At 68.5% G+C, this 19,644-nt stretch carries 11 protein-coding genes, 6 pseudogenes, 1 riboswitch and 1 other annotated feature; of the genes and pseudogenes, 16 read left to right on the forward strand and 1 reads right to left on the reverse strand.

Annotated features, from left to right (window positions below; translation table 11 throughout):
• Positions 1–541: 541 nt before the first annotated feature.
• The 12 genes and pseudogenes from zwf to A6302_RS05395 all read left to right on the forward strand — a co-directional run.
• A complete protein-coding gene (gene zwf / locus A6302_RS05350) occupies positions 542–2,032 on the forward strand; it encodes a glucose-6-phosphate dehydrogenase (RefSeq protein WP_069306184.1) in 1,491 nt (496 codons plus the stop codon).
• A gap of 13 nt (positions 2,033–2,045) precedes the next feature.
• Positions 2,046–2,746, forward strand: a pseudogene (gene pgl / locus A6302_RS21065) (6-phosphogluconolactonase).
• Positions 2,747–2,828: 82 nt separating this feature from the next.
• A pseudogene (edd, locus tag A6302_RS05355) lies at positions 2,829–4,644 on the forward strand (phosphogluconate dehydratase).
• Between the two features lie 264 nt (positions 4,645–4,908).
• Entirely contained in the window at positions 4,909–5,793 is an 885-nt protein-coding gene (locus A6302_RS05360; RefSeq protein ID WP_069306185.1) for a BUD32 family EKC/KEOPS complex subunit, read from the forward strand.
• Positions 5,794–5,973: 180 nt separating this feature from the next.
• Positions 5,974–8,277 carry a xanthine dehydrogenase family protein molybdopterin-binding subunit gene (locus tag A6302_RS05365; protein WP_069306186.1) on the forward strand — a complete coding sequence of 768 codons (2,304 nt, stop codon included), beginning with the start codon at positions 5,974–5,976 and terminating at the stop codon, positions 8,275–8,277.
• Positions 8,278–8,390: 113 nt separating this feature from the next.
• Positions 8,391–9,155, forward strand: coding sequence for a DMT family transporter (locus A6302_RS05370; RefSeq protein ID WP_342586220.1), 765 nt, complete (start codon positions 8,391–8,393; stop codon positions 9,153–9,155).
• Complete coding sequence (locus A6302_RS25650) at positions 9,143–9,310, forward strand: hypothetical protein (protein ID WP_342586221.1); 168 nt, start codon at positions 9,143–9,145, stop codon at positions 9,308–9,310. The genes A6302_RS05370 and A6302_RS25650 overlap by 13 nt, the downstream gene beginning before the upstream one ends.
• A 235-nt stretch (positions 9,311–9,545) precedes the next feature.
• Positions 9,546–11,225 carry a methyl-accepting chemotaxis protein gene (locus A6302_RS05375; protein WP_069306187.1) on the forward strand — a complete coding sequence of 560 codons (1,680 nt, stop codon included), beginning with the start codon at positions 9,546–9,548 and terminating at the stop codon, positions 11,223–11,225.
• Positions 11,226–11,308: 83 nt separating this feature from the next.
• Positions 11,309–11,401: riboswitch (TPP riboswitch) on the forward strand.
• A 37-nt stretch (positions 11,402–11,438) separates the two neighbouring features.
• Complete coding sequence (locus A6302_RS05380; RefSeq protein WP_083255543.1) at positions 11,439–12,461, forward strand: FAD-dependent oxidoreductase; 1,023 nt, start codon at positions 11,439–11,441, stop codon at positions 12,459–12,461.
• Positions 12,452–12,649 (forward strand): sulfur carrier protein ThiS, encoded by a 198-nt coding sequence (gene thiS / locus A6302_RS05385; RefSeq protein WP_069306188.1) that lies wholly within the window; start codon positions 12,452–12,454, stop codon positions 12,647–12,649. The genes A6302_RS05380 and thiS overlap by 10 nt, the downstream gene beginning before the upstream one ends.
• Before the next feature lie 2 nt (positions 12,650–12,651).
• Positions 12,652–13,451: pseudogene (locus tag A6302_RS05390) on the forward strand (thiazole synthase).
• 124 nt (positions 13,452–13,575) lie between these two features.
• A pseudogene (locus tag A6302_RS05395) lies at positions 13,576–14,184 on the forward strand (thiamine phosphate synthase); the annotation flags it as partial.
• A 1-nt stretch (position 14,185) separates the two neighbouring features.
• On the opposite strand, the gene A6302_RS05400 reads toward A6302_RS05395, so the two are convergent.
• A complete protein-coding gene (locus tag A6302_RS05400) occupies positions 14,186–14,422 on the reverse strand; it encodes an Lrp/AsnC ligand binding domain-containing protein (protein ID WP_069306190.1) in 237 nt (78 codons plus the stop codon).
• A 132-nt stretch (positions 14,423–14,554) separates the two neighbouring features.
• Between A6302_RS05400 and thiD the strand changes: the two are divergent.
• The 4 genes and pseudogenes from thiD to A6302_RS05420 all read left to right on the forward strand — a co-directional run bounded on the left by thiD (position 14,555) and on the right by A6302_RS05420 (position 19,579).
• A pseudogene (gene thiD / locus A6302_RS05405) lies at positions 14,555–15,366 on the forward strand (bifunctional hydroxymethylpyrimidine kinase/phosphomethylpyrimidine kinase).
• A gap of 315 nt (positions 15,367–15,681) precedes the next feature.
• Positions 15,682–16,944, forward strand: coding sequence for an OmpP1/FadL family transporter (locus tag A6302_RS05410; RefSeq protein WP_069306211.1), 1,263 nt, complete (start codon positions 15,682–15,684; stop codon positions 16,942–16,944).
• A 101-nt stretch (positions 16,945–17,045) separates the two neighbouring features.
• Positions 17,046–17,101, forward strand: a sequence feature (sul1 is cis-regulatory element that is thought to sense ions involved in sulfur or methionine metabolism; They are found in Alphaproteobacteria).
• A gap of 64 nt (positions 17,102–17,165) precedes the next feature.
• Positions 17,166–18,646 (forward strand): annotated as a pseudogene (locus tag A6302_RS05415) (SulP family inorganic anion transporter).
• A 72-nt stretch (positions 18,647–18,718) separates the two neighbouring features.
• Positions 18,719–19,579: an AraC family transcriptional regulator gene (locus A6302_RS05420; protein ID WP_069306191.1), complete on the forward strand. Its 861-nt coding sequence runs from the start codon at positions 18,719–18,721 to the stop codon at positions 19,577–19,579.
• The last annotated feature ends 65 nt before the right edge of the window (positions 19,580–19,644 follow it).

The raw sequence follows: 19,644 nt of genomic DNA on the forward strand, positions 1-19,644 counted from the left end.
GGCTCGGGTTGTTGATTGCATGGTTCGGCGAGAGGGCGACCGACGGTGGGACCGGCTTTTTTCTAATAGCGGCAACCCTGTCCGGCGGAATTCCGTTTGGACTTTATGGGCTGCTTCTGCGCGCGTATCTCGGGAATTATCCAGGCCGTTCAGCATGAAGACATTCCTGTCGTCGCATCCCCGGGGCGGTGCAGCGTTCGTCTGACGCCGCTTCAGGCGGTCGTATCGAACTTCGCGTGTTCTTGACTGAGACACGGACTGTCGGTTGGGGGCCGTGGAGCGTGAGAGGCCGTCTGCCGGGACACGCGGGCGTCCTGCACATTTGATCGCGTCGCGAAAATATGTTCACCCGGTGCAGAGGATGGTGTATGTCCTCGATCGGAGGACAGGCTTCGTGCCGCCGAGGGGATCTCCGGACGGATATCCGCTGTGGGCGGTGTGTGGCATTGTCGTTGCTTGAAGGATGTTGCAACCGGCGCGCTCGTTGCCGGTTCGCGGCGCCGGATGCACAGAACAACATCGCCCGATCTCAAGGAGCGTCATGACCAGCCGCATCATCGTCGTCGATCCCTTCGACTATGTCGTGTTCGGTGCCACCGGCGATCTTGCCCGCCGCAAGTTGCTCCCCGCCCTCTATCACCGCGATCTCGACGGCCAGATTCCCGAGGAAGCGCGGATCATCGGCGTTTCGCGGCGGCCGCAGTCCGACAAGGCCTATCGCGAGATGGTCAAGGAGGCGCTGGAGGCGTATCTGAAGCCCGAGGAACTCGACCGCAAGGTGGTGGCGAAGTTCCTCGCGCGCATCCGCTATGTGGGCGCCGACGCGACCACGGATGCCGGCTGGGCCGATCTGGCGACCACGCTGGAGGAGGGCAAGGAGCGCATCCGTGCCTTCTATCTCGCCACCAGCCCGGACCTGTTCGGCCCGATCTGCGAGCAGATCGGCAAGCACAACCTCATCACCGAGAAGACGCGGGTCGTCGTCGAGAAGCCGCTCGGCAAGAACCTGAAGTCGGCGCGCGCCACCAACGACGCGGTCGGCCGGATCTTTGCCGAGGAGCAGATCTACCGCATCGACCATTATCTCGGGAAGGAGACGGTGCAGAACCTGATGGCGCTGCGCTTTGCCAACGCCCTGTTCGAGCCGCTGTGGAACAGCGCGCATATCGAGCATGTGCAGATCACCGTGGCGGAATCGCTCGGCGTCGAGGGGCGCGGCGACTACTACGACACCTCCGGCGCGCTGCGCGACATGGTGCAGAACCACATCCTGCAGCTGCTCTGCCTCGTCGCCATGGAGCCGCCGTCGTCGATGGACGCCGACGCGGTGCGCGACGAGAAGCTGAAGGTCCTCAAATCGCTCAAACCCATCGACACGCGGGAGGTCAACAACTGCACCGTCCGCGGCCAGTACAAGTCCGGCGTCGACCGGGCCGGCGTCGTTCCGGCCTATCTCGACGAGGTGTCGAACAAGCAGAGCCGCACCGAGACCTTCGTCGCCATCAAGGCCGAGGTGAACAACTGGCGCTGGGCCGGCGTGCCCTTCTACCTGCGCACCGGCAAGCGCCTCGCCACCCGCGTTTCGGAGATCATCGTCTCGTTCAAGGCGATCCCGCATTCGATCTTCGACGGCGAGGAGGGCGTGCCGGCCAACGAACTCGTCATCCGCCTGCAGCCCGACGAGGGCGTGAAGCTGTGGCTGATGATCAAGGACCCGGGCCCGGGCGGCATGCGCCTCAAGCGCGTCGCGCTCGACATGAGCTTTGCCGCCGCCTTCAAGGTGCGCAACCCGGACGCCTACGAGCGGCTGCTGCTGGACGTGATCCGCGGCAATGCCACCCTGTTCATGCGCCGCGACGAGGTGGAGCAGGCCTGGACGTGGATCGACCCGATCCTCGACGCCTGGGCGGCCAGCGACAAGCCGCCGAAGCCCTACATGGCCGGCTCCTGGGGGCCGGACGAGGCGCGCGACCTGATCCGCATCGGCAATCCGGCGCGCGAGTGGCACGAGAAGTCGCTGACGATGGAATGAGGCGGGCGAGGGGATGAACGCCGACATGGAACTCCTGACCTACGCCTCTCCCGACCTGCTCGCCGACGCCCTTGCCGACTTCGTCGCCGAGGGCGCGGCGGCGGACATCGCCGCGCGCGGCGCCGCTTCGCTGGCGCTGTCGGGCGGGCGCACGCCGAAGCGCTTCTTCGCCGCGCTGGCGGGCAAGAGCCTCGACTGGTCGAAGGTGACGGTCACCCTCGTCGACGAACGCTGGGTGCCCGAGACCTCCGACCGCTCCAACGCGGCCACCCTGCGGGCCGGCCTGCTCACCGGCCCGGCCGCGGCGGCCACCTTCGTGCCGCTCTTCACCGGCGCGCCGACGCCCGAGGCGGGGCTTGCCGCCGTCACGGCGGCGGCCGGTGCGCTGGCGATTCCGTTTTCGGCGGTGGTGCTGGGCATGGGCGACGACGGCCACACGGCCTCCTTCTTTCCCGGCGGCGACCGGCTGGAGGCCTGCCTCGACCCGAAGGGCCAAGCGCTGCTGTCACCGATGAACGCGCCGGGCGCCGGCGAGCCGCGCATCACCTTTACCCTGCCGCCGCTGGCTGGTGCGCGCCGATCGCGCTCCATATCGAGGGGGAGGGCAAGCGGCGCGTGCTCGACAGCGCGATCGCCGCGACCGATGCCCACGAGATGCCGGTGCGGGCCGTGTTCGCCGCCGTTCCGGACCTGCCGGTGTTCTGGTGCCGGTAACCGACTGTTTCGCGGCCGCCGGCCGCATGTGACGCAAGGCGCGCGACCTCGCCGCAAGGCGCCCAACTCAAGGATGACCGCCATGACCCTCAACGCCCGGATCGGGGAAGTCACCGAACGCATCGCGAAACGCTCGCATGACGGCCGGATGCGCTATCTGGAGCGCACGCAGGCGCAGGCGCTGAAGGGGCCGCGGCGCTCGCGCCTTGCCTGCGGAAACCTCGCCCACGGCTTTGCCGCCTGCGGCACGTCGGACAAGGCCGCGCTGCAGGGCGACGTGGTGCCGAACCTTGCCATCATCACCTCCTACAACGACATGCTGTCGGCGCATCAGCTTCGAGGGCTACCCGGAGCTGATCCGCGCGGCGGCGCGCGAGATGGGCGCGGTGGCGCAGGTGGCCGGCGGCGTGCCGGCGATGTGCGACGGCGTCACCCAGGGCCAGACCGGCATGGAACTGTCGCTGTTCTCGCGCGACATCATCGCCATGTCGGCGGCGGTCGGGCTCAGCCACGACATGTTCGACGCGGCCGTGTTCCTCGGGGTCTGCGACAAGATCGTGCCGGGCCTGCTGATCGCGGCGCTGTCCTTCGGCCATCTGCCGACGGTGTTCATCCCGGCCGGGCCGATGACCAGCGGCATCACCAACGACGAGAAGGCCAAGACCCGCCAGCTCTACGCCGAAGGCAAGGTCGGCCGCGCCGAACTGCTCGCCTCCGAGAGCGCCTCCTATCACGGGCCGGGCACCTGCACCTTCTACGGCACGGCCAACTCCAACCAGATGCTGATGGAGATCATGGGCCTGCATCTGCCGGGCTCGTCCTTCGTCAACCCGAACACGCCGCTGCGCGACGCGCTGACCCGCGAGGCCGCCCGGCGCGCCCTGTCGCTGACCGCGACCGGCAACCAGTATACCCCGATCGCCGAGGTGATCGACGAGAAGGCGGTGGTCAACGGCGTCGTCGGCCTCAATGCCACCGGCGGGTCGACCAACCACACCATGCATCTGATCGCCATGGCCAAGGCGGCGGGCATCACGCTGACCTGGGACGATTTTTCCGATCTCTCGGACATCACCCCGCTGGTCGCCCGCGTCTATCCGAACGGCATGGCCGACGTGAACCACTTCCACGCCGCCGGCGGCATGGGCTTCCTGATCTCGACGCTGCTGGACGAGGGCCTCGTCCACAAGGACGTCAAGACCGTGTGGGGCACCGGCCTCGACGGCTACAAGGTCGAGCCGAAGCTCGATCCCGACGGCTCGGTGAAGTGGCAGCCGATCGACGGCGTCAGCGGCGACGAGTCCGTGCTGCGGCCGGCCTCCGCGCCGTTCCAGGCCTCCGGCGGGCTCAAGCTGCTCGACGGCAACATCGGCCGCTCGGTGATCAAGATCTCGGCGGTGAAGCCCGATCGCCACGTGATCGAGGCCCCGGCGGTCGTCTTCCACAGCCAGGAGGAGATGCAGGACGCGTTCAAGGCCGGCAAGCTCGACCGCGACTTCGTCGCCGTGATCCGCTTCCAGGGCCCGAAGGCCAACGGCATGCCGGAACTGCACAAGCTCACCCCGGCGCTCGGCGTGCTGCAGGACCGCGGCCGCCGCGTGGCGCTCGTCACCGACGGGCGCATGTCGGGCGCCTCCGGCAAGGTGCCGGCGGCGATCCACGTCACGCCCGAGGCGGCCCACGGCGGGCCGATCGCCAAGGTCATGGACGGCGACATGATCCGTCTCGACGCCACCGCCGGCACGCTGGAAGTGCTGGTGGATGCCGCCGAGTGGGACGCGCGCGTGCCGGCGGTCGCCGACCTGTCGGACAACGAATGGGGCATCGGCCGCGACCTGTTCGCCTCCTTCCGCCGCGTCGTCGGCCGGGCGGAGGATGGCGCCAGCGTGTTCGGGTGATCCTTGCCGCAAGGCCGGAGGTCCAGGCGTATGCCCGGCTGCGCCTCCGGCCTGCAATGGGCACCCATCACGTCCGCATCCCGTCCGGCACGGTCATTTGACTCGAGGTGGGGACACATCGCAGCGCAAGGAAACGGCCCGGCAGTGGCCGGTGTTGAATATTGAAACCTTTGAGTTTTATTGAGATTTTCGCTTAGGCAACTTTTACGGGATCATCTGCCGGCAAAGGATCGATATCTTCCGCATCGGCGTTATGATCGCACGATGGAAGATCGCTCTTTTTCATTTCACGCGACCGGACCCGTTCCTGCAAACACCGATCTTCTGATCGGTACCCAAGACAGCGCCGATCCGGAGATCGTCCGGCGCGCGGACGCGGCCGGCCCTCGGGTCGAGCGGATCGATCATGCCGGTCAAACGCTGTGGATCAAGCGCGCCAACAAGGCGGGCCGTCCGGTCTGGCTTGCCCTGCAGCGGCTGCTGGCCCTGCTGGTGCCGCTCGATTTCCTGCGTCCGGTGCCGCCGACGCGCGGGGCAGCGGCGGTTGCCCGCGAGATCGGCATGATCGTCGTGCTGCGCGAGGCCGGCTTCCGCGTGCCGGAGATCGTCTATGCGTCCTCGCGCGCGCTGGTGCTCTCCGATCTCGGCCCGACGCTGGCTCGTCAGGTGGTGCGCGATCCCGGCCCCGCGCGCGACGAGTTCCACCGCGGGCTTTGCGCGGCCGCCGCGACGCTGGCCCGGCTGCATGCGGTCGGCCTCGTCCATGGCCGCCCGAGCCTGCGCGACTTCACCTGGAACGGCGAAGAGATCGGCTTCCTCGATTTCGAGGAGGCGCCGACGACCGTGATGGCCTTTTCGCCCGCGGCGGCGCGCGATGTCTGGCTGCTGGCCCTGCAGGTTCACGACGGCACGCGCGACGAAGCGGCCACGGGCGCAGTGATGGACCACTACGCTGCCGCCATCCGGCCCGACGTGCGCGAGGCGCTGCGGAAGGTTCTGCGGATCCTGCTGCCGCTCGCCCGGCTGCTGCGCCGGCCGTGCGAACGCTGGGGCAAGCGCGAGGTGCGCCGCGCCGTCGGCGGCACGCTGGCTCTTGCCGACTGCCTTGACCGCGTCCCCGCGACCGACACCTCCGCACCATCCCTCTGAACCGTCCCTCGCGAGACGGCGGTGTGACGGCACGGCCGCCGCTGCGGAATGGCCGCCATCTCCTGACGCTCTTGCCCGGCGGCGCCAGCGGCGATAGGTCTGGTCACCTGTCCAGTTGTTCCCCGGCGCCCCGCCCGGACAGTTCCGGCCGCACCGGCCCCTTCCCGGAAAGGATCGATCATGAGCGCGAAGAAGCCCGCCAAATACGGTATCGGCGCGCCCGTGCGGCGGCGCGAGGATCCGGCGCTGATCACCGGCACCGGCCGCTACACCGACGACATCACCCCGGACGGCACGCTGCACGGCTTCGTGCTGCGCTCGCAGATGGCCCATGCGGACATCACGGTCGAGGGGATCGACGAGGTCCGGGCGATGCCCGGAGTGAAGCTGGTGTGGACGGCGGCCGACATCGCCGACCTCGGCGGCCTGCCGTGCCAGGCGAACATGGAGCTTGCCGACGGCAGCCGGCTGACGGCGCCGCCCCATCCGGTGCTGGCCGATGGCCGCGTACGGCATGTGGGCGATCCGATCGCCTTCGTCGTCGCCGAGACGGCCAGCGCGGCGCGGGATGCGGCCGAAGCCCTGATGATCGACTACGATCCGCTGGACGTGGTGGTGGATACCGCCGCGGCGCTCGATCCGGATGCGCCGGTGATCTGGCCGGAGAAGGGCTCCAACCTTGCCTTCGAGTATCACGGGGGCGACGCGGCCGAGACGGAGCGGGTGTTCGCGGGGGCGGCCCGGGTGGTGGAACTGTCGCTGGTCAACCAGCGGGTCGTTGCCAACTACATGGAAACGCGCGGGGCCATCGGCGAATATGACGCCGCCACCGGCCGCTACACGCTGACGACCGGCACCCAGGGCGGTCACAGCATGCGCAAGATCCTCGCCGACGACATCCTCAAGGTCGACGAGAGTCTCATTCGCGTGGTGACGCCGGATGTGGGCGGCGGCTTCGGCACCAAGAATTTCGTCTACAGCGAGCATCCGCTGGTGCTGCATGCGGCCAAGACCCTCGGCGCGCCGGTGAAATGGACCGGCGACCGCGGCGATCATTTCGTCATCGATTCGCACGGCCGCGACAATGTCACCACCGGCCGGATCGCGCTCGACGCCGAGGGCCGCATCCTCGCGCTGCAGGTGGATCTCGTCGCGGCGATGGGCGCCTATCTCCATCAGTTCGGCCCGTTCATTCCCGAGGGCGCGCTGATGATGGCGACGGGGCTCTACGACATTCCCGTCTGGTTCATGAAGGTGCGCGGCGTCTTCACCAACACCACGCCGACCGACGCCTACCGCGGCGCCGGCCGCCCGGAGGCCGCCTATCTGATCGAGCGGCTGATCGATCTTGCCGGCCGCGAGACCGGCCTCGGCCAGGTCGAGATCCGCCGGCGCAACTTCATCCCGCCGCAGAAGATGCCCTACACCACCGTCACCGGTCAGTATTACGACAGCGGCGAGTTCGACGCCCATCTGGCGCTCGCGCTCGAGCAGGCCGACTTCGACGGCTTTGCGGCGCGGCGGGCGAAAAGCCGGGCCAAGGGTCGGCTGCGCGGCATCGGCCTTGCCACCTATGTGGAAATCTGCGCCTTCCCGGGCTCCGAAGAAGCCAATGTCGTGCTCAACGACGACGGCAGCGCCACGCTCTACATCGGCACCCAGTCGAACGGCCAGGGCCACGCCACCGCCTATGGACAGCTGATCGCCAAATATCTCGGCCTCGACCTCGACAAGGTGGAGACGGTGCAGGGCGACACCGACCGGGTGCGCACCGGCGAGGGCACCGGTGGCTCTCGCTCGATCCCGCTCGGCCTTGCCTCCGTCGACATCGCCTCGAAGGTGCTCGTCGAGCAGATCCGCCAGCTCGCGGCCGAGCGGCTGGAAACCTCGGCCGCCGACCTGGAACTCGTCGACGGCACGGTGCGGATCGTCGGCACCGACCGTTCGGTGAGCCTTGCCGAGCTTGCCGCCTCCACGCCCGGCAAGGCGAAGCTGAAGGCCCACGGCAATTTCCAGCAGGACGGCGCGACCTATCCGAACGGCACCCATGTCTGCGAGGTGGAGATCGACCCGGAGACGGGCGCGACCACCATCGTCGGCTACACGGTCGTCGACGACTTCGGCGTCACCGTGAATCCGCTGCTGCTCGAAGGGCAGGTGCACGGCGGCATCGCCCAGTCGATCGGCCAGGCGCTGCACGAGGCGGCGATCTACGACGAGAGCGGCCAGCTCGTCACCGCCTCCTTCCTCGACTATGCGATGCCGCGCGCCGACGACATGCCGTCGATCCGCTTCGAGACCCGCAACGTGCCATCGATCACCAACATGCTGGGGATCAAGGGCGCGGGCGAGGCCGGCACCATCGGCGCCACGCCGGCGGTGATGAATGCCGTGGTCGATGCGCTGGATGCCGCCAGGGGCATCCGCCACATCGACATGCCGGCAACGCCGTCGCGGGTCTGGCATGCGCTCAACGCCGCTTGATGCCAGTGGAGGGGAGGGGTCATAAGGTCCCCTTGCCGCGTTGCGCATCGCCGTCGGCCTGACGATCCGGTCGGACCGGCAGGCGCATGCTCCTCCGCAGACGGATGCTTCCCGTGCCCAATCCCCTGATCGGTATCCTGATGAAGGTCGCCTCCACGGCCTTCTTCGCCGTGACGATGGCGCTGGTGAAGCTCGTCTCGGAGCGGCTGCCGCTCGGCGAGGTGGTGTTCGCGCGCTCGCTGCTCGGCATCGTGCCGCTGCTGGTCTGGCTGGCGTTGCGGCGCGAACTGCCGGTCGCCCTGAAGACGAAGGCGCCGTTCAGCCATGTCCTGCGCGCCTTTGCCGGCACCGTCAGCATGTTCTTCTGGTTCGGCTCGCTCGCCCGGCTGCCCTTGCCGGACGTGACCGCGATCAACTATGCCGCGCCGCTGATGACCACCGCGCTTGCCGCGCTGCTGCTCGGCGAGCAGGTGCGCGCCTACCGCTGGACGGCGGTGATCGTCGGTTTTCTCGGCGTGCTTCTGGTGCTCGGGCAGCACATGTCCGATCTCAGCCACCTCTCCGGCGACGGCGAATCGATCGGCGCGCTGATGGCCTTCTTCTCGGCGGTGTTCGCGGCGCTGGCGATGATCTCCATCCGCCGCATGTCCGGCACCGAGCACACCGGGGCGATCGTGTTCTACTTCATGATCTCGGCCTCGGGCATCGCGCTGCTGACGGCGCCCTTCGGCTGGGTGATGCCGACACCGCACGAATGGGGTCTGCTTGCCGCGATCGGCCTGTTCGGCGGCCTGGGACAGGTACTGCTCACCCAGAGCTACCGCTACGCGGAAGCCTCGGTGATCGCGCCCTTCACTACGTCAACATGCTGTGGGTGATCCTGCTCGGCTTCTTCGTCTTCGGCGACGTGCCGACGCTGGCGGTGCTGGCCGGATCGGCGATCGTGATCGGCGCCGGCGTCTTCGTCATCTGGCGCGAGCACCAGCTCGGCATCCGGCGCGAGAAGGCCCGCAAGGCCAACACGCCGCTGTGAGTCCGGCCGGGCTCAGCCCGCTGCTGTTGCAGTCCTGGCCTCCACGTGTCGTTGTGGATGCGGCTTACTTTGCAACGTGCCTCAGTCATCAAGACGTCGGATGAACGCTCTGATCGTATTATGAATATGCGGTATCCGGAAAACTACGTTTTCAGCGACATTGTTCTTGGAATTATACGAAGTTTAACATTGAGGGCCATACTTGTGCCCGAAACCAGCAACCTGGAGCGCGCGCATGCGGGCCTCTGTCAGAACCACACTCATTTTCCTCACACTGTCCCTGATCGTCGCGACGCTTGGCCTGTCGTGGATCGCCTTCCGCGGCGCCGCGACGCTCAATCACGACACGCAGTTGATTGCCGACAACTTGCTGCCGAGCGTGGACACGCTCAATCGGCTCAACACGGCGGTGTCCGACTACCGGATCGCCGAGGGCGCCCATGTACTGTCGCCGGATGCCGAGGCGATGGCGAGGGCCGAGGCCGACATCGATGCGATGGGCAAGGCGATCGCCGCCCTGCGCCAGCGCTACGAGCCGTTGATCTCGTCCGCGGAGGAGCGCAGCGGCTATGCCCGCTTCAGCGAGGCCTGGACGGCCTATGCCGGCCGGCACCGCGAGCTGCTCGCCCTGTCGTCGGCCGGCAAGAAGACCGAAGCCGCCGCCTTCTACATGAACGGCATGCGCGACCGGTTCAACGAGGCGTCGGCCGATCTCGTGGCGCTCATCGATCTCAACGACGCCGGGGCCAAGGCGGCCAATGCCGAGAGCGAGGCCACCTACGAGACGGTGACGACCGAAACGATCATCGCCGCCGGCCTTTCGACGGTCACCGGTGCGCTCTGCCTGGCCTATGTCGTCTTCGGCGTCACGGGGCCGCTGGTGCGGATCACGGCCGCGATGCGCAGCATCGCCGGGGGCGCGCTCACCACGTCGATCCCGTTCATCGGACGGCGCGACGAACTCGGCGCGCTTGCGGCCGCATTGGGCACCTTCCGCGACAGCCTCGTCGAGACCGAGCGGCTGCGGGCCGAGCAGATCGAGGCCGACAAGCGCAGCGCCGCCAAGATCGTCGCCGAGCGCCATGCGATCGCCGCGCAGTTCGAGGCGAAGATGGGCGCGCTGGCGCGATCCTTCGGCGCCTCGTCCGCGGAAGTGGCGGATGCTGCCCGCAATCTCTCGGCGACTGCCGAGGAGACGGCCCGCCAGTCGCAGGCCGTGGCCGGGGCCGCCGAGGAAGCCTCGGTCAACGTCCAGACCGTCGCGGCCGGGGCGGAGGAACTGACTGCCTCGATCCATGAGATCGGCGAGCAGGTGGTCAACTCGTCACGCATCGCCCGGGAGGCCGCGAGCGAGGCGGAGACGAGCAGCCGCAACGTGCAGCAGCTCTCGTCGGCGGCCCAGCAGATCGGCGAGGTCGTCGAACTCATCAGCAACATTGCAGCCCAGACCAATCTCCTCGCGCTCAACGCGACGATCGAGGCGGCCCGCGCCGGCGAGGCCGGCCGGGGCTTTGCCGTGGTGGCGGCCGAGGTGAAGGATCTGGCGACACAGACGGCCAAGGCCACCGGCGACATCTCCGCCAAGATCGCGGAAATCCAGTCGGCGACCAACACGTCGGTCGTCTCCATCGGCCGTATCGTCGAGACGATCGGCACGATCCAGTCTGCGACGCAGTCGATTTCGGCGGCCGTGGAAGAGCAGGGCGCTGCCACCAACGAGATCGCCGTCAACACCCACCGTGCGGCAAGCGGCGCCGCAGAGGTGACCCGCAACATCGCCGGCGTCGGCACGGCGGCCGAGATGACGGGCGCCGCCTCCACCCAGCTGATGGGCCTGTCGGGCGCGCTCAACCAGCAGTCCGACGTGCTCCAGCGCGAGGTCGTCGACTTCGTGGCCATGCTCCGCGCCGGCTGACGACCCCGATCGTGCACATGGCAGCGAGCCGGGACAAACCCGGCCCGCCGCCTTGACATTGTGCCAGTGCCAACTCACATTCCGATCGTGACGAGGGGCGCCCGGATACGGGCTGAGATGCACCCTTAGAACCTGATCTGGGTCATTCCAGCGTAGGGACGTCGATCGGAAAACCTTCGCGTTTCCGCAGTCGTCCCTCGCGAGCGAGGCGACGTGAGCACTTCCCCTTCCGCCACAGGCACAGCTGCCGACCTTGCCGTCGTCGGCGCGGGTGCGGCCGGTCTCGTGACCGCGCTGATGGCGATGCGCGCGGGCCTTACCGTCGCGCTCTACGAGCAGGGCGGCCGCGATCTCTCCAGTTCCGCCGCCTGGCGCGCCGGCGGCATGCTGGCCCCCTATTGCGAGGCCGAGGGTGCCGAGGACGATGTCGTCCGCCTCGGCCTGCGCTCGATGCGGATCTGGCCGTCGTTGCACCGCAACGTGGGCACCGAGGGCACGCTGGTGGTCGCTCCGCCGCGCGATCTGGCCGGCCTGCAGCGGTTTGCCCGGCTGACCGAAGGTCACGAGGCGGTGGATGCGGCCGAGATCAAGCTGCTGGAACCGGACCTTGCCGGCCGCTACCGCACCGGCCTGTTCTATCCGGGCGAGGGCCATCTCAACCCGCGCGAGGTGATGCCGGCGATGCTCGGCGAACTGGAGCGCGGCGGGACGCGGACCCATTTCGGCTGGACCGGCGACATCGGGATGCTGCGCGAAGGCCGCATCGCCGACTGCCGTGGCCTTGGCGCCCGCGACCGCTTCGCCGACCTGCGCGGCGTCAAGGGCGAGATGGCGGTGATCCGGGCGCCGGATGTGGCGCTCAACCGCCCGGTGCGGCTGCTTCACCATCGCCATCCGCTCTATGTCGTGCCGCGCGGTGACGGCATCCACATGATCGGCGCGACAACGGTCGAATCGGACGCCGGCGAGGCGGTGACCGTGCGCTCGGCGGGCGAGTTGCTGACTCAGGCCTATGCGGTGCATCCGGCCTTCGGCGACGCCGAGATCATCGAATTCAACGTCGGCCTCCGGCCGGCCTTTCCCGGCAACGAGCCGCGGATCGTCGACACTGGCCGCGTGATCGCGGTCAACGGTCTCTACCGCCACGGCTGGCTGATCGCGCCGGCGATGGCCGAGATCGTCGTCGGCCGGATCACCGGGACCGTTCAGGAACATGAGGTGCTGACATGCGCATAGAGCTCAACGGCGAGGCGACTGAGACGGAGGCGACGACGCTCGCCGCCTTCGTCGTGGCCGCCGAGTTCGATCCGGAGATCGTCGCGACCGCGCTCAACGGCGAGTTCGTGCCCCGCGGCGAACGCGTCGACACGCCGATCGCCGAGGGCGACCGGATCGAGGTGTTCAGCCCGCGACAGGGAGGATGATGATGACGACCGAAGACACCCTCGACCTCTACGGCACGAAGGTCAGAAGCCGCTTCCTGCTCGGCACCGCGCGCTATCCTTCGCCCGACCATCTGCGCCGCGCGGTGGAGCGCTCCGGCGCCGAGATCGTCACCGTGTCGCTGCGCCGGGAATCGACCGGCGGCGACAAGGCCGGCCATGCCTTCTGGCAGCTGGTGCGCGACCTCGGCGTGAAGGTGCTGCCCAACACCGCCGGCTGCCATGGCGCGCGCGAGGCGATCAAGACCGCGCTGATGGCCCGCGAGGTGTTCGGCACCCCGTGGATCAAGCTCGAGGTGATCGGCGACGACGCCACGCTGCAGCCCGATCCCTTCGGCCTCGTCGAGGCGGCGCGCGAGCTCTGCGCCCAGGGCTTCGAGGTGTTTCCCTACATGACCGACGACCTCGTGCTCGCCGACCGGCTGCTGGAGGCCGGCTGCAAGGTGCTGATGCCGTGGGGCTCGCCGATCGGCTCGGGCCGTGGCCTCAACAACCCCTATGCCCTCGGCCTGCTGCGCGCCCACGTGCCGGGCGTGCCGCTGATCGTCGCGCCGGCCTCGGCGCGCCGAGCCACGCGACGGCGGCGATGGAACTCGGCTACGACGGCATCCTGCTCAACACCGCGGTGGCGACGGCGGGCGATCCCCCGGCGATGGCCGATGCCTTCGGGCGGGCGATCGAGGCCGGCCGCCTCGGCTTCCTCGCCGGCATCATGGAGCAGCACGACCTCGCCCATGCCTCGACGCCGGTGTTCGGCGCGCCGTTCTCGCCCTTCGCAGGGTGAGGCCGGCGGGCCGCGCGTGGTGACGTCCTCCTCTCCCGCGAGGGGAGGGGCAAGGAAACAGGGCGGACCCGAATCCGCCCGATCAGAGGATCAGGAAACCCGACCCGTGACAGATCTCGACCGCTTCTATCTCATCGTCGACCGTACCGACTGGCTGCCCCGCTTCCTGCCGCTCGGGCTGAAGTTCGTGCAGATGCGCCTCAAGGACCGGCCCGAGGAGGCCGTGCGCGCCGAGATCGCCGAGGCGGTGGCGCTGTGCCGGGCGGCCGGCTGCACGCTGGTGGTGAACGATCACTGGCAGGCGGCGATCGACCTCGGCGCGCCGTGGGTGCATCTCGGCCAGGAGGATCTGGTCGAGGCCGACGTCGCGGCGATCCGGAAGTATGGCCTCAAGCTCGGCATCTCCACCCATTCCGACGAGGAACTGGAGACCGCGCTGTCGGTGCAGCCCGACTATGTCGCCCTCGGCCCGGTCTACGAGACGACGCTCAAGGTGATGCCGTGGAAGCCGCAGGGGCTGGACCGCGTGGCGCGCTGGAAGGCGAAGATCGACATTCCGCTGGTCGGCATCGGCGGCATCACGCTGGAACGGGCGCCGGGCGTGTTCGCCGCGGGCGCCGACAGCGTGGCGGTCGTCTCCGACGTGCTCGCCGCCGCCTCGCCGGAGGCAAGGCTCACCCAGTGGCTCGGCGCCCGCGGCACCTGGACGCGCGATCAGGCACGAGCGTCCTGAATCAGAACGCCTTGAAGGTCGGAATGGTGCGCGTGTCGGCGATGCCGGGAATCACGTGGAGCTTCTCGTTGACGAAATGGCCGATGTCGGCGTCGTCCTCGACATAGAACTTCGCGAGAAGATCGTAGTCGCCGGCCGTCGAATAGACCTCCGAGGCGATCTCGGCGTCGGCGATCGCCGCGGCCACCTGGTAGGACTTGCCGAGCTGGCATTTGACGAGAACGAAGAACGGCTTCATCGGCCGGAGCCTCCCGTGGGAACGAGACGTGGGCATGGTTCGGATCGGCGGCAGTCGATCACGACCGCCCGCCCCGTGCAAGGGAGCGCCGTCCGGCCGAGGGACGCCCGCAGAATAAAGAGGACGACGAGGATGACCGCCATCGCCGTGACCATCGCCGGCTCCGATTCGGGGGGAGGGGCCGGCATCCAGGCCGATCTCAAGACCTTCTCCGCGCTCGGCGTCTATGGCGCCAGCGTGCTGACCGCGCTCACCGCCCAGAACACCCGCGGCGTGACCGGCATCCACGCCGTGCCGCCGGCCTTCGTGCGCGCGCAGATCGACGCGGTGTTCTCCGATCTGGCAGTCGATGCCGTGAAGATCGGCATGCTCGCCGATCCGGACGTGATCCGCGCGGTCGCGCCGGCCTCGATGCCTTCGGCGAGCGGCGGGTAGTGCTCGACCCGGTGATGATCGCCGCGAGCGGGGATCCGCTGCTGCGCGACGACGCGGTCGCGACCCTGCGCGAGCTGCTGCTGCCGCGCGCAATGCTGCTGACGCCGAACCTTCCCGAAGCCGCGCGGCTGCTGGACGAACCGCAGGCCGTGACCCGCGCCGACATGGAGCGTCAGGCCCATGCGTTGCGGGCGCTCGGCGCCGGCGCAGTTCTGGTCAAGGGCGGGCACGGAACGGAGGCGGACAGCGCGGACGTGCTGGTCACCGCGGCGGGCACCGAGTGGTTCACGGCGCCGCGCCATGCCACGCAGAACACCCACGGCACCGGCTGCACCCTGTCCTCGGCGATTGCCGCAGGCCTTGCGAAGGGCCTCGCCCTGCCGCAGGCGGTGGCGGAAGCCAAGGTCTGGCTGACGGCGGCGATCGTGGCCGCCGACGGGCTGGCCATCGGCGGTGGCCACGGCCCGGTGCATCATTTTCACGCGCTCTGGCCGGCGGCGGACGACTGAGAGCTCAAGGCAAGGCCTGTCCGTCAAGGCCGGGCAAACCGGCATGTCCGAGACAGGCCCAGCCTCCCGCACATCGAGATCGGCAAACCGCGTCGTCGAAATCTCGTTGATCTGCAAAATCATTAAATCATTAACAATTTATTACTTAGGCAATCATAAAAATTATCGAATTTCGCTACGTATAATATCTAATTTTATGCGGTTTCTGCATTTAAGTCTTGGTATCGGAGTATGCGTCAATCATAGTTGTCGTCAGAAAAGGCCGTGGCAGCTCCTGAAGGACCGTGCCGCAGGACATCCGATGTGGACGCGACGATGACATCCAAGGCCCTGTTCCTGTCTACGACCGCGCTGGTGCTGCCCTTCATTGCCACCGAGGCAGTGGCCGGCGCCTTTGCCCTGCGCGAGCAGTCGGCCGAATCTCAAGGGGTGAGCTTTGCCGGGGCCGCGGCGCCCGGTCACGGGCCGTCCGCCATGTTCTGGAACCCGGCGACGATCACGGCGCACAAGGGCCTCGTCGCCGAGAACGGCCTGTCGCTGATCGCGCCCCATGCGACCTTCGAGACCGATCCGGCGCAGAGCCCGCTGGCGGCCTCCGGCTTCGGCAACGGCGGAGATGTCGGCATCGCGGCGTGGCTGCCGTCCTTCTACGCGGCCTTCGAGGCGCAGGACGGGCTGCATCTCGGCCTGTCGGTCAACGCGCCCTTCGGTCTCGGCACCAAGGCGGACACGCCGTGGGTGGGCCAGACCGATCATCTGGAAGCCGGCATGCAGGCGATCGCCGTCACGCCGGTGGCCGCCTGGAAGATCAACGACATGGTGAGCATCGGCGCCGGCGTCACGCTCCAGCATGCCTCGGTCGAGCTGTCGCGCATGCCAATGATCGGGCCGTCGACCTTCGGCGTCGGCAAGATCGAGGGCAGCGACCTCGACATCGGCGCCGTGGCCGGGATCACGCTGACGCCCTGGGAGGGCACCGAGATCGGCCTCGGCTATCGCTCGCCGATCAGCCACGCGCTGGACGGAACGCAGACGCTGCGCACCACCTCCGGCGCCGTGCTGTCGCGGCAGGACATCACCGCCGAGGTGACCGTGCCCGAAACGGTGACGCTCGGCCTGCGCCAGAAGATCTCCGACCGCTTCACCCTCCTTGGCGGGGCGGAGTGGGCCAACTGGGACCGCATCGGCACCGTGCCGGTGGTGGCCGACGACGGCCGCACCACCTCGCTGCTCGACTTCCAGTATGCCGACGGCTGGTTCCTGTCGGTCGGCGGCGAATATGCCGCCACCGATCGGCTGACCCTGCGCAGCGGCGTCGCCTACGAATGGTCGCCGGTGCAGGATGCCCACCGCTCGATGCGGTTGCCGGACGACGACCGGTTCTGGCTGTCGGTCGGCGCCAGCTACGAGGCAACCGACGCGCTGTCGATCGACGTCGCCTACACCCGGATCCTCGTGTCCGACAGCGGCATCGCGATGCCCGGCAATCCGGCCACGGGCATGGTCGGCTACGGCGGCGACCTCGAGGCCTCGGTGGACATTCTCACCGCCGCGGTGCGCTACCGCTTCGGCGGCTAGCGCGGGCGCCATTGCGGGTCATGTGCCGGACGCATGGCCAGCCGCCATGCGGGATTGCCTGTTGCGCTGCGGCAAGTGCTTCGTCTATGTAACCCACATCACATGGACCCGGTGAAATTCCGGGTGGCTCTTCCGGCCGCCGAACCGCCGGACAACCCGATCATGCCCCGTTTCTCATCCGCCTTCGCGCGGACGGCATCCATCGTGGAAAAATCCTTCTCATGACAGCATTGTCCTCCTATCGCCGGGAGTGGTTCGGCAACATTCGCGGTGACATCCTCTCCGGCATCGTCGTCGCGCTTGCGCTCATTCCCGAGGCGATCGGCTTTTCGGTCATCGCCGGCGTCGACCCCAAGGTCGGCCTCTACGCCTCCTTCGCCATCGCCTGCGTCACCGCCGTCGTCGGCGGCCGGCCGGGCATGATCTCGGCCGCCACGGCCGCGACCGCCGTGCTGATGGTCGGCCTGATCCGCGACCACGGCCTCGACTATCTGTTCGCCGCCACCATCCTGATGGGCCTGATCCAGATCGTCGCCGGCTGGATCAAGCTCGGCCGGCTGATGCGCTTCGTCTCGCGTTCGGTGATCACCGGCTTCGTCAACGCGCTGGCGATCCTGATCTTCATGGCGCAGGTGCCCGAGCTCGTCGGCGTGCCGGTGGCGACCTACGTGATGATCGCGGCCGCCTCGGCATCATCTACCTCTTTCCCTATCTGACCCGGGCGATTCCCTCGCCGCTGGTGGCCATCGCCGCGCTGACGGCGGTCGCCTGGTGGTTCGGCATGGACCTGCGCACGGTGGGCGATCTCGGCGAACTGCCGTCGGCGCTGCCGGTGTTCGCCCTGCCGCAGGTGCCGCTCACGCTGGAAACGCTGCAGATCATCCTGCCCTATTCGCTGGCGCTTGCCGCCGTCGGCCTGCTGGAATCGCTGCTGACCGCGCAGATCGTCGACGACATGACCGACACGCCGAGCAACAAGAGCCGCGAATGCGTCGGCCAGGGCGCCGGCAACATCGCCTCGGCGATGATCGGCGGCATGGGCGGCTGCGCCATGATCGGCCAGTCGGTGATCAACGTCTCGTCCGGCGGGCGCGGACGCCTGTCGTCCTTCGTCGCCGGCGCCTTCCTCTTGTTCCTGATCCTCGTTCTCGACGATCTGGTGCGGATCATCCCCATGGCCGCGCTGGTCGCGGTGATGATCATGGTGTCGATCGGCACCTTCTCCTGGCGCTCGATCACGGACCTGCGCCGCAATCCGCGCGCCTCGTCGGTGGTCATGCTGGCAACCGTCGTCACCGTCGTCGCCACCCATGATCTTGCCAAGGGCGTGCTGGTCGGCGTGCTGCTGTCCGGCGTGTTCTTCGCCGGCAAGGTGGCGCGGCTGGTGGCCGTGGAGAAGCGCGAGGCCGACGAGGGCAGGGCGGTCACCTATCTCGTGCGCGGCCAGATCTTCTTTGCCTCCACCGAGAGCTTCCTTGCCGCCTTCGACTTCGACGCCCGGCCGCAGCAGGTGACCATCGATCTGCGCGACGCGCATTTCTGGGACATCTCCGCGATCGGCGCGCTCGACAAGGCGGTGATGAAGCTGCGCGGCAGGGGCGCGGCCGTCACGGTCATCGGCCTCAACGAGGCCAGCGCGAGCATGGTCGACCGCTTCGCCAGCCACGACAAGGAGGGCGCCCCGGCGCCCGGCCTTCACTGATCGCCTTGCTCTGACACGCCTGGCCGGCGGTGGACGGATGCCGTTCGCCGCCGGTTCGGCTATGCTGCGCGCATGGACACGATCGAACAATCGGCCGCGCTCGATCCCGCACTGATCGGTGGCCGCGACCGGGCGAAATTCTTCCGGGCCGAGCGCCACGACCGGCTGGAAGGCCTGACGGCTGCCTTCCGCCGCCATCGCTACGAGCCGCACACCCACGACACCTACGTGGTCGGCATCATTCTCGCCGGCTGCGAGACCTGGCGGCTGAACGGCGTGCGCCACTATGCCGGGCCGGGCTCGCTCTGCTTCGTCAACCCGGGTGAGGTCCACGACGGGGAGCCGGCCGGGGAGGGCTATGCCTACCGGATGACCTATCCCTCGATCGACCTGCTGCGCAGCGTCGCCGCCGAGGTCACGGATCGGGACGACGCGGCCGCGCCGTATTTTGCCGCCTGCGTCGTGCCCGACCCGCAGGCGGCGCGGATGTTTCTGGACGCGCACCTGAAGCTGGAAGCCGACCCCGACGGTCTTGCCGGCGAGGAAGCCCTGGTGGAGGTCTACGCGCATCTGCTGCGCCGCCATGCCCGCCTCGACCGTCCCGCCGGCCGGCTTTCGGCCCACGGTCCCGCCATGCGCCGCGTGCGCGAGTTTCTCGACGCCTCGCTCGCGACCGATCCGGATCTCGGCCGTCTCGCCGAGCTTGCCGGCCTGTCGCGCGACCATCTGATCCGCCTGTTCAAGCGCGAGACCGGGCTGACGCCGCATGCCTATCTGATGGACGCCCGGGTGCGCGAGGCGCGGCGGCTGCTGGCGCGCGGCGAGGCGCCGGCCGACGTCGCGCTCGCCTGCGGCTTCTTCGACCAGAGCCATCTCAACCGCTGCTTCAAGCCGCGGGTCGGCACCGCACCGGGGGCTTACCGGCGCGGGTGAGGTGAGGCGCGGGGCCTGGCCGCACGATCGATATCGTCCAAGAACGACAGGGGCGGCGGGCGTAG

Origin of the sequence: Methylobrevis pamukkalensis (assembly GCF_001720135.1) — a bacterium.
In the GTDB taxonomy this organism is placed as follows: Bacteria; Pseudomonadota; Alphaproteobacteria; order Rhizobiales; family Pleomorphomonadaceae; genus Methylobrevis; species Methylobrevis pamukkalensis.

What these genes read in the sequence shown, in the direction of transcription:
- zwf (WP_069306184.1), top strand. Translation starts at nt 542, where the DNA reads ATGACCAGCCGCATCATCGTCGTCGATCCCTTCGACTATGTCGTGTTC.
- A6302_RS05360 (WP_069306185.1), top strand. Translation starts at nt 4,909, where the DNA reads ATGGAAGATCGCTCTTTTTCATTTCACGCGACCGGACCCGTTCCTGCA.
- A6302_RS05365 (WP_069306186.1), top strand. Translation starts at nt 5,974, where the DNA reads ATGAGCGCGAAGAAGCCCGCCAAATACGGTATCGGCGCGCCCGTGCGG.
- A6302_RS25650 (WP_342586221.1), top strand. Translation starts at nt 9,143, where the DNA reads ATGCTGTGGGTGATCCTGCTCGGCTTCTTCGTCTTCGGCGACGTGCCG.
- A6302_RS05375 (WP_069306187.1), top strand. Translation starts at nt 9,546, where the DNA reads ATGCGGGCCTCTGTCAGAACCACACTCATTTTCCTCACACTGTCCCTG.
- thiS (WP_069306188.1), top strand. Translation starts at nt 12,452, where the DNA reads ATGCGCATAGAGCTCAACGGCGAGGCGACTGAGACGGAGGCGACGACG.
- A6302_RS05400 (WP_069306190.1), bottom strand. Translation starts at nt 14,422, where the DNA reads ATGAAGCCGTTCTTCGTTCTCGTCAAATGCCAGCTCGGCAAGTCCTAC.
- A6302_RS05410 (WP_069306211.1), top strand. Translation starts at nt 15,682, where the DNA reads ATGACATCCAAGGCCCTGTTCCTGTCTACGACCGCGCTGGTGCTGCCC.
- A6302_RS05420 (WP_069306191.1), top strand. Translation starts at nt 18,719, where the DNA reads ATGGACACGATCGAACAATCGGCCGCGCTCGATCCCGCACTGATCGGT.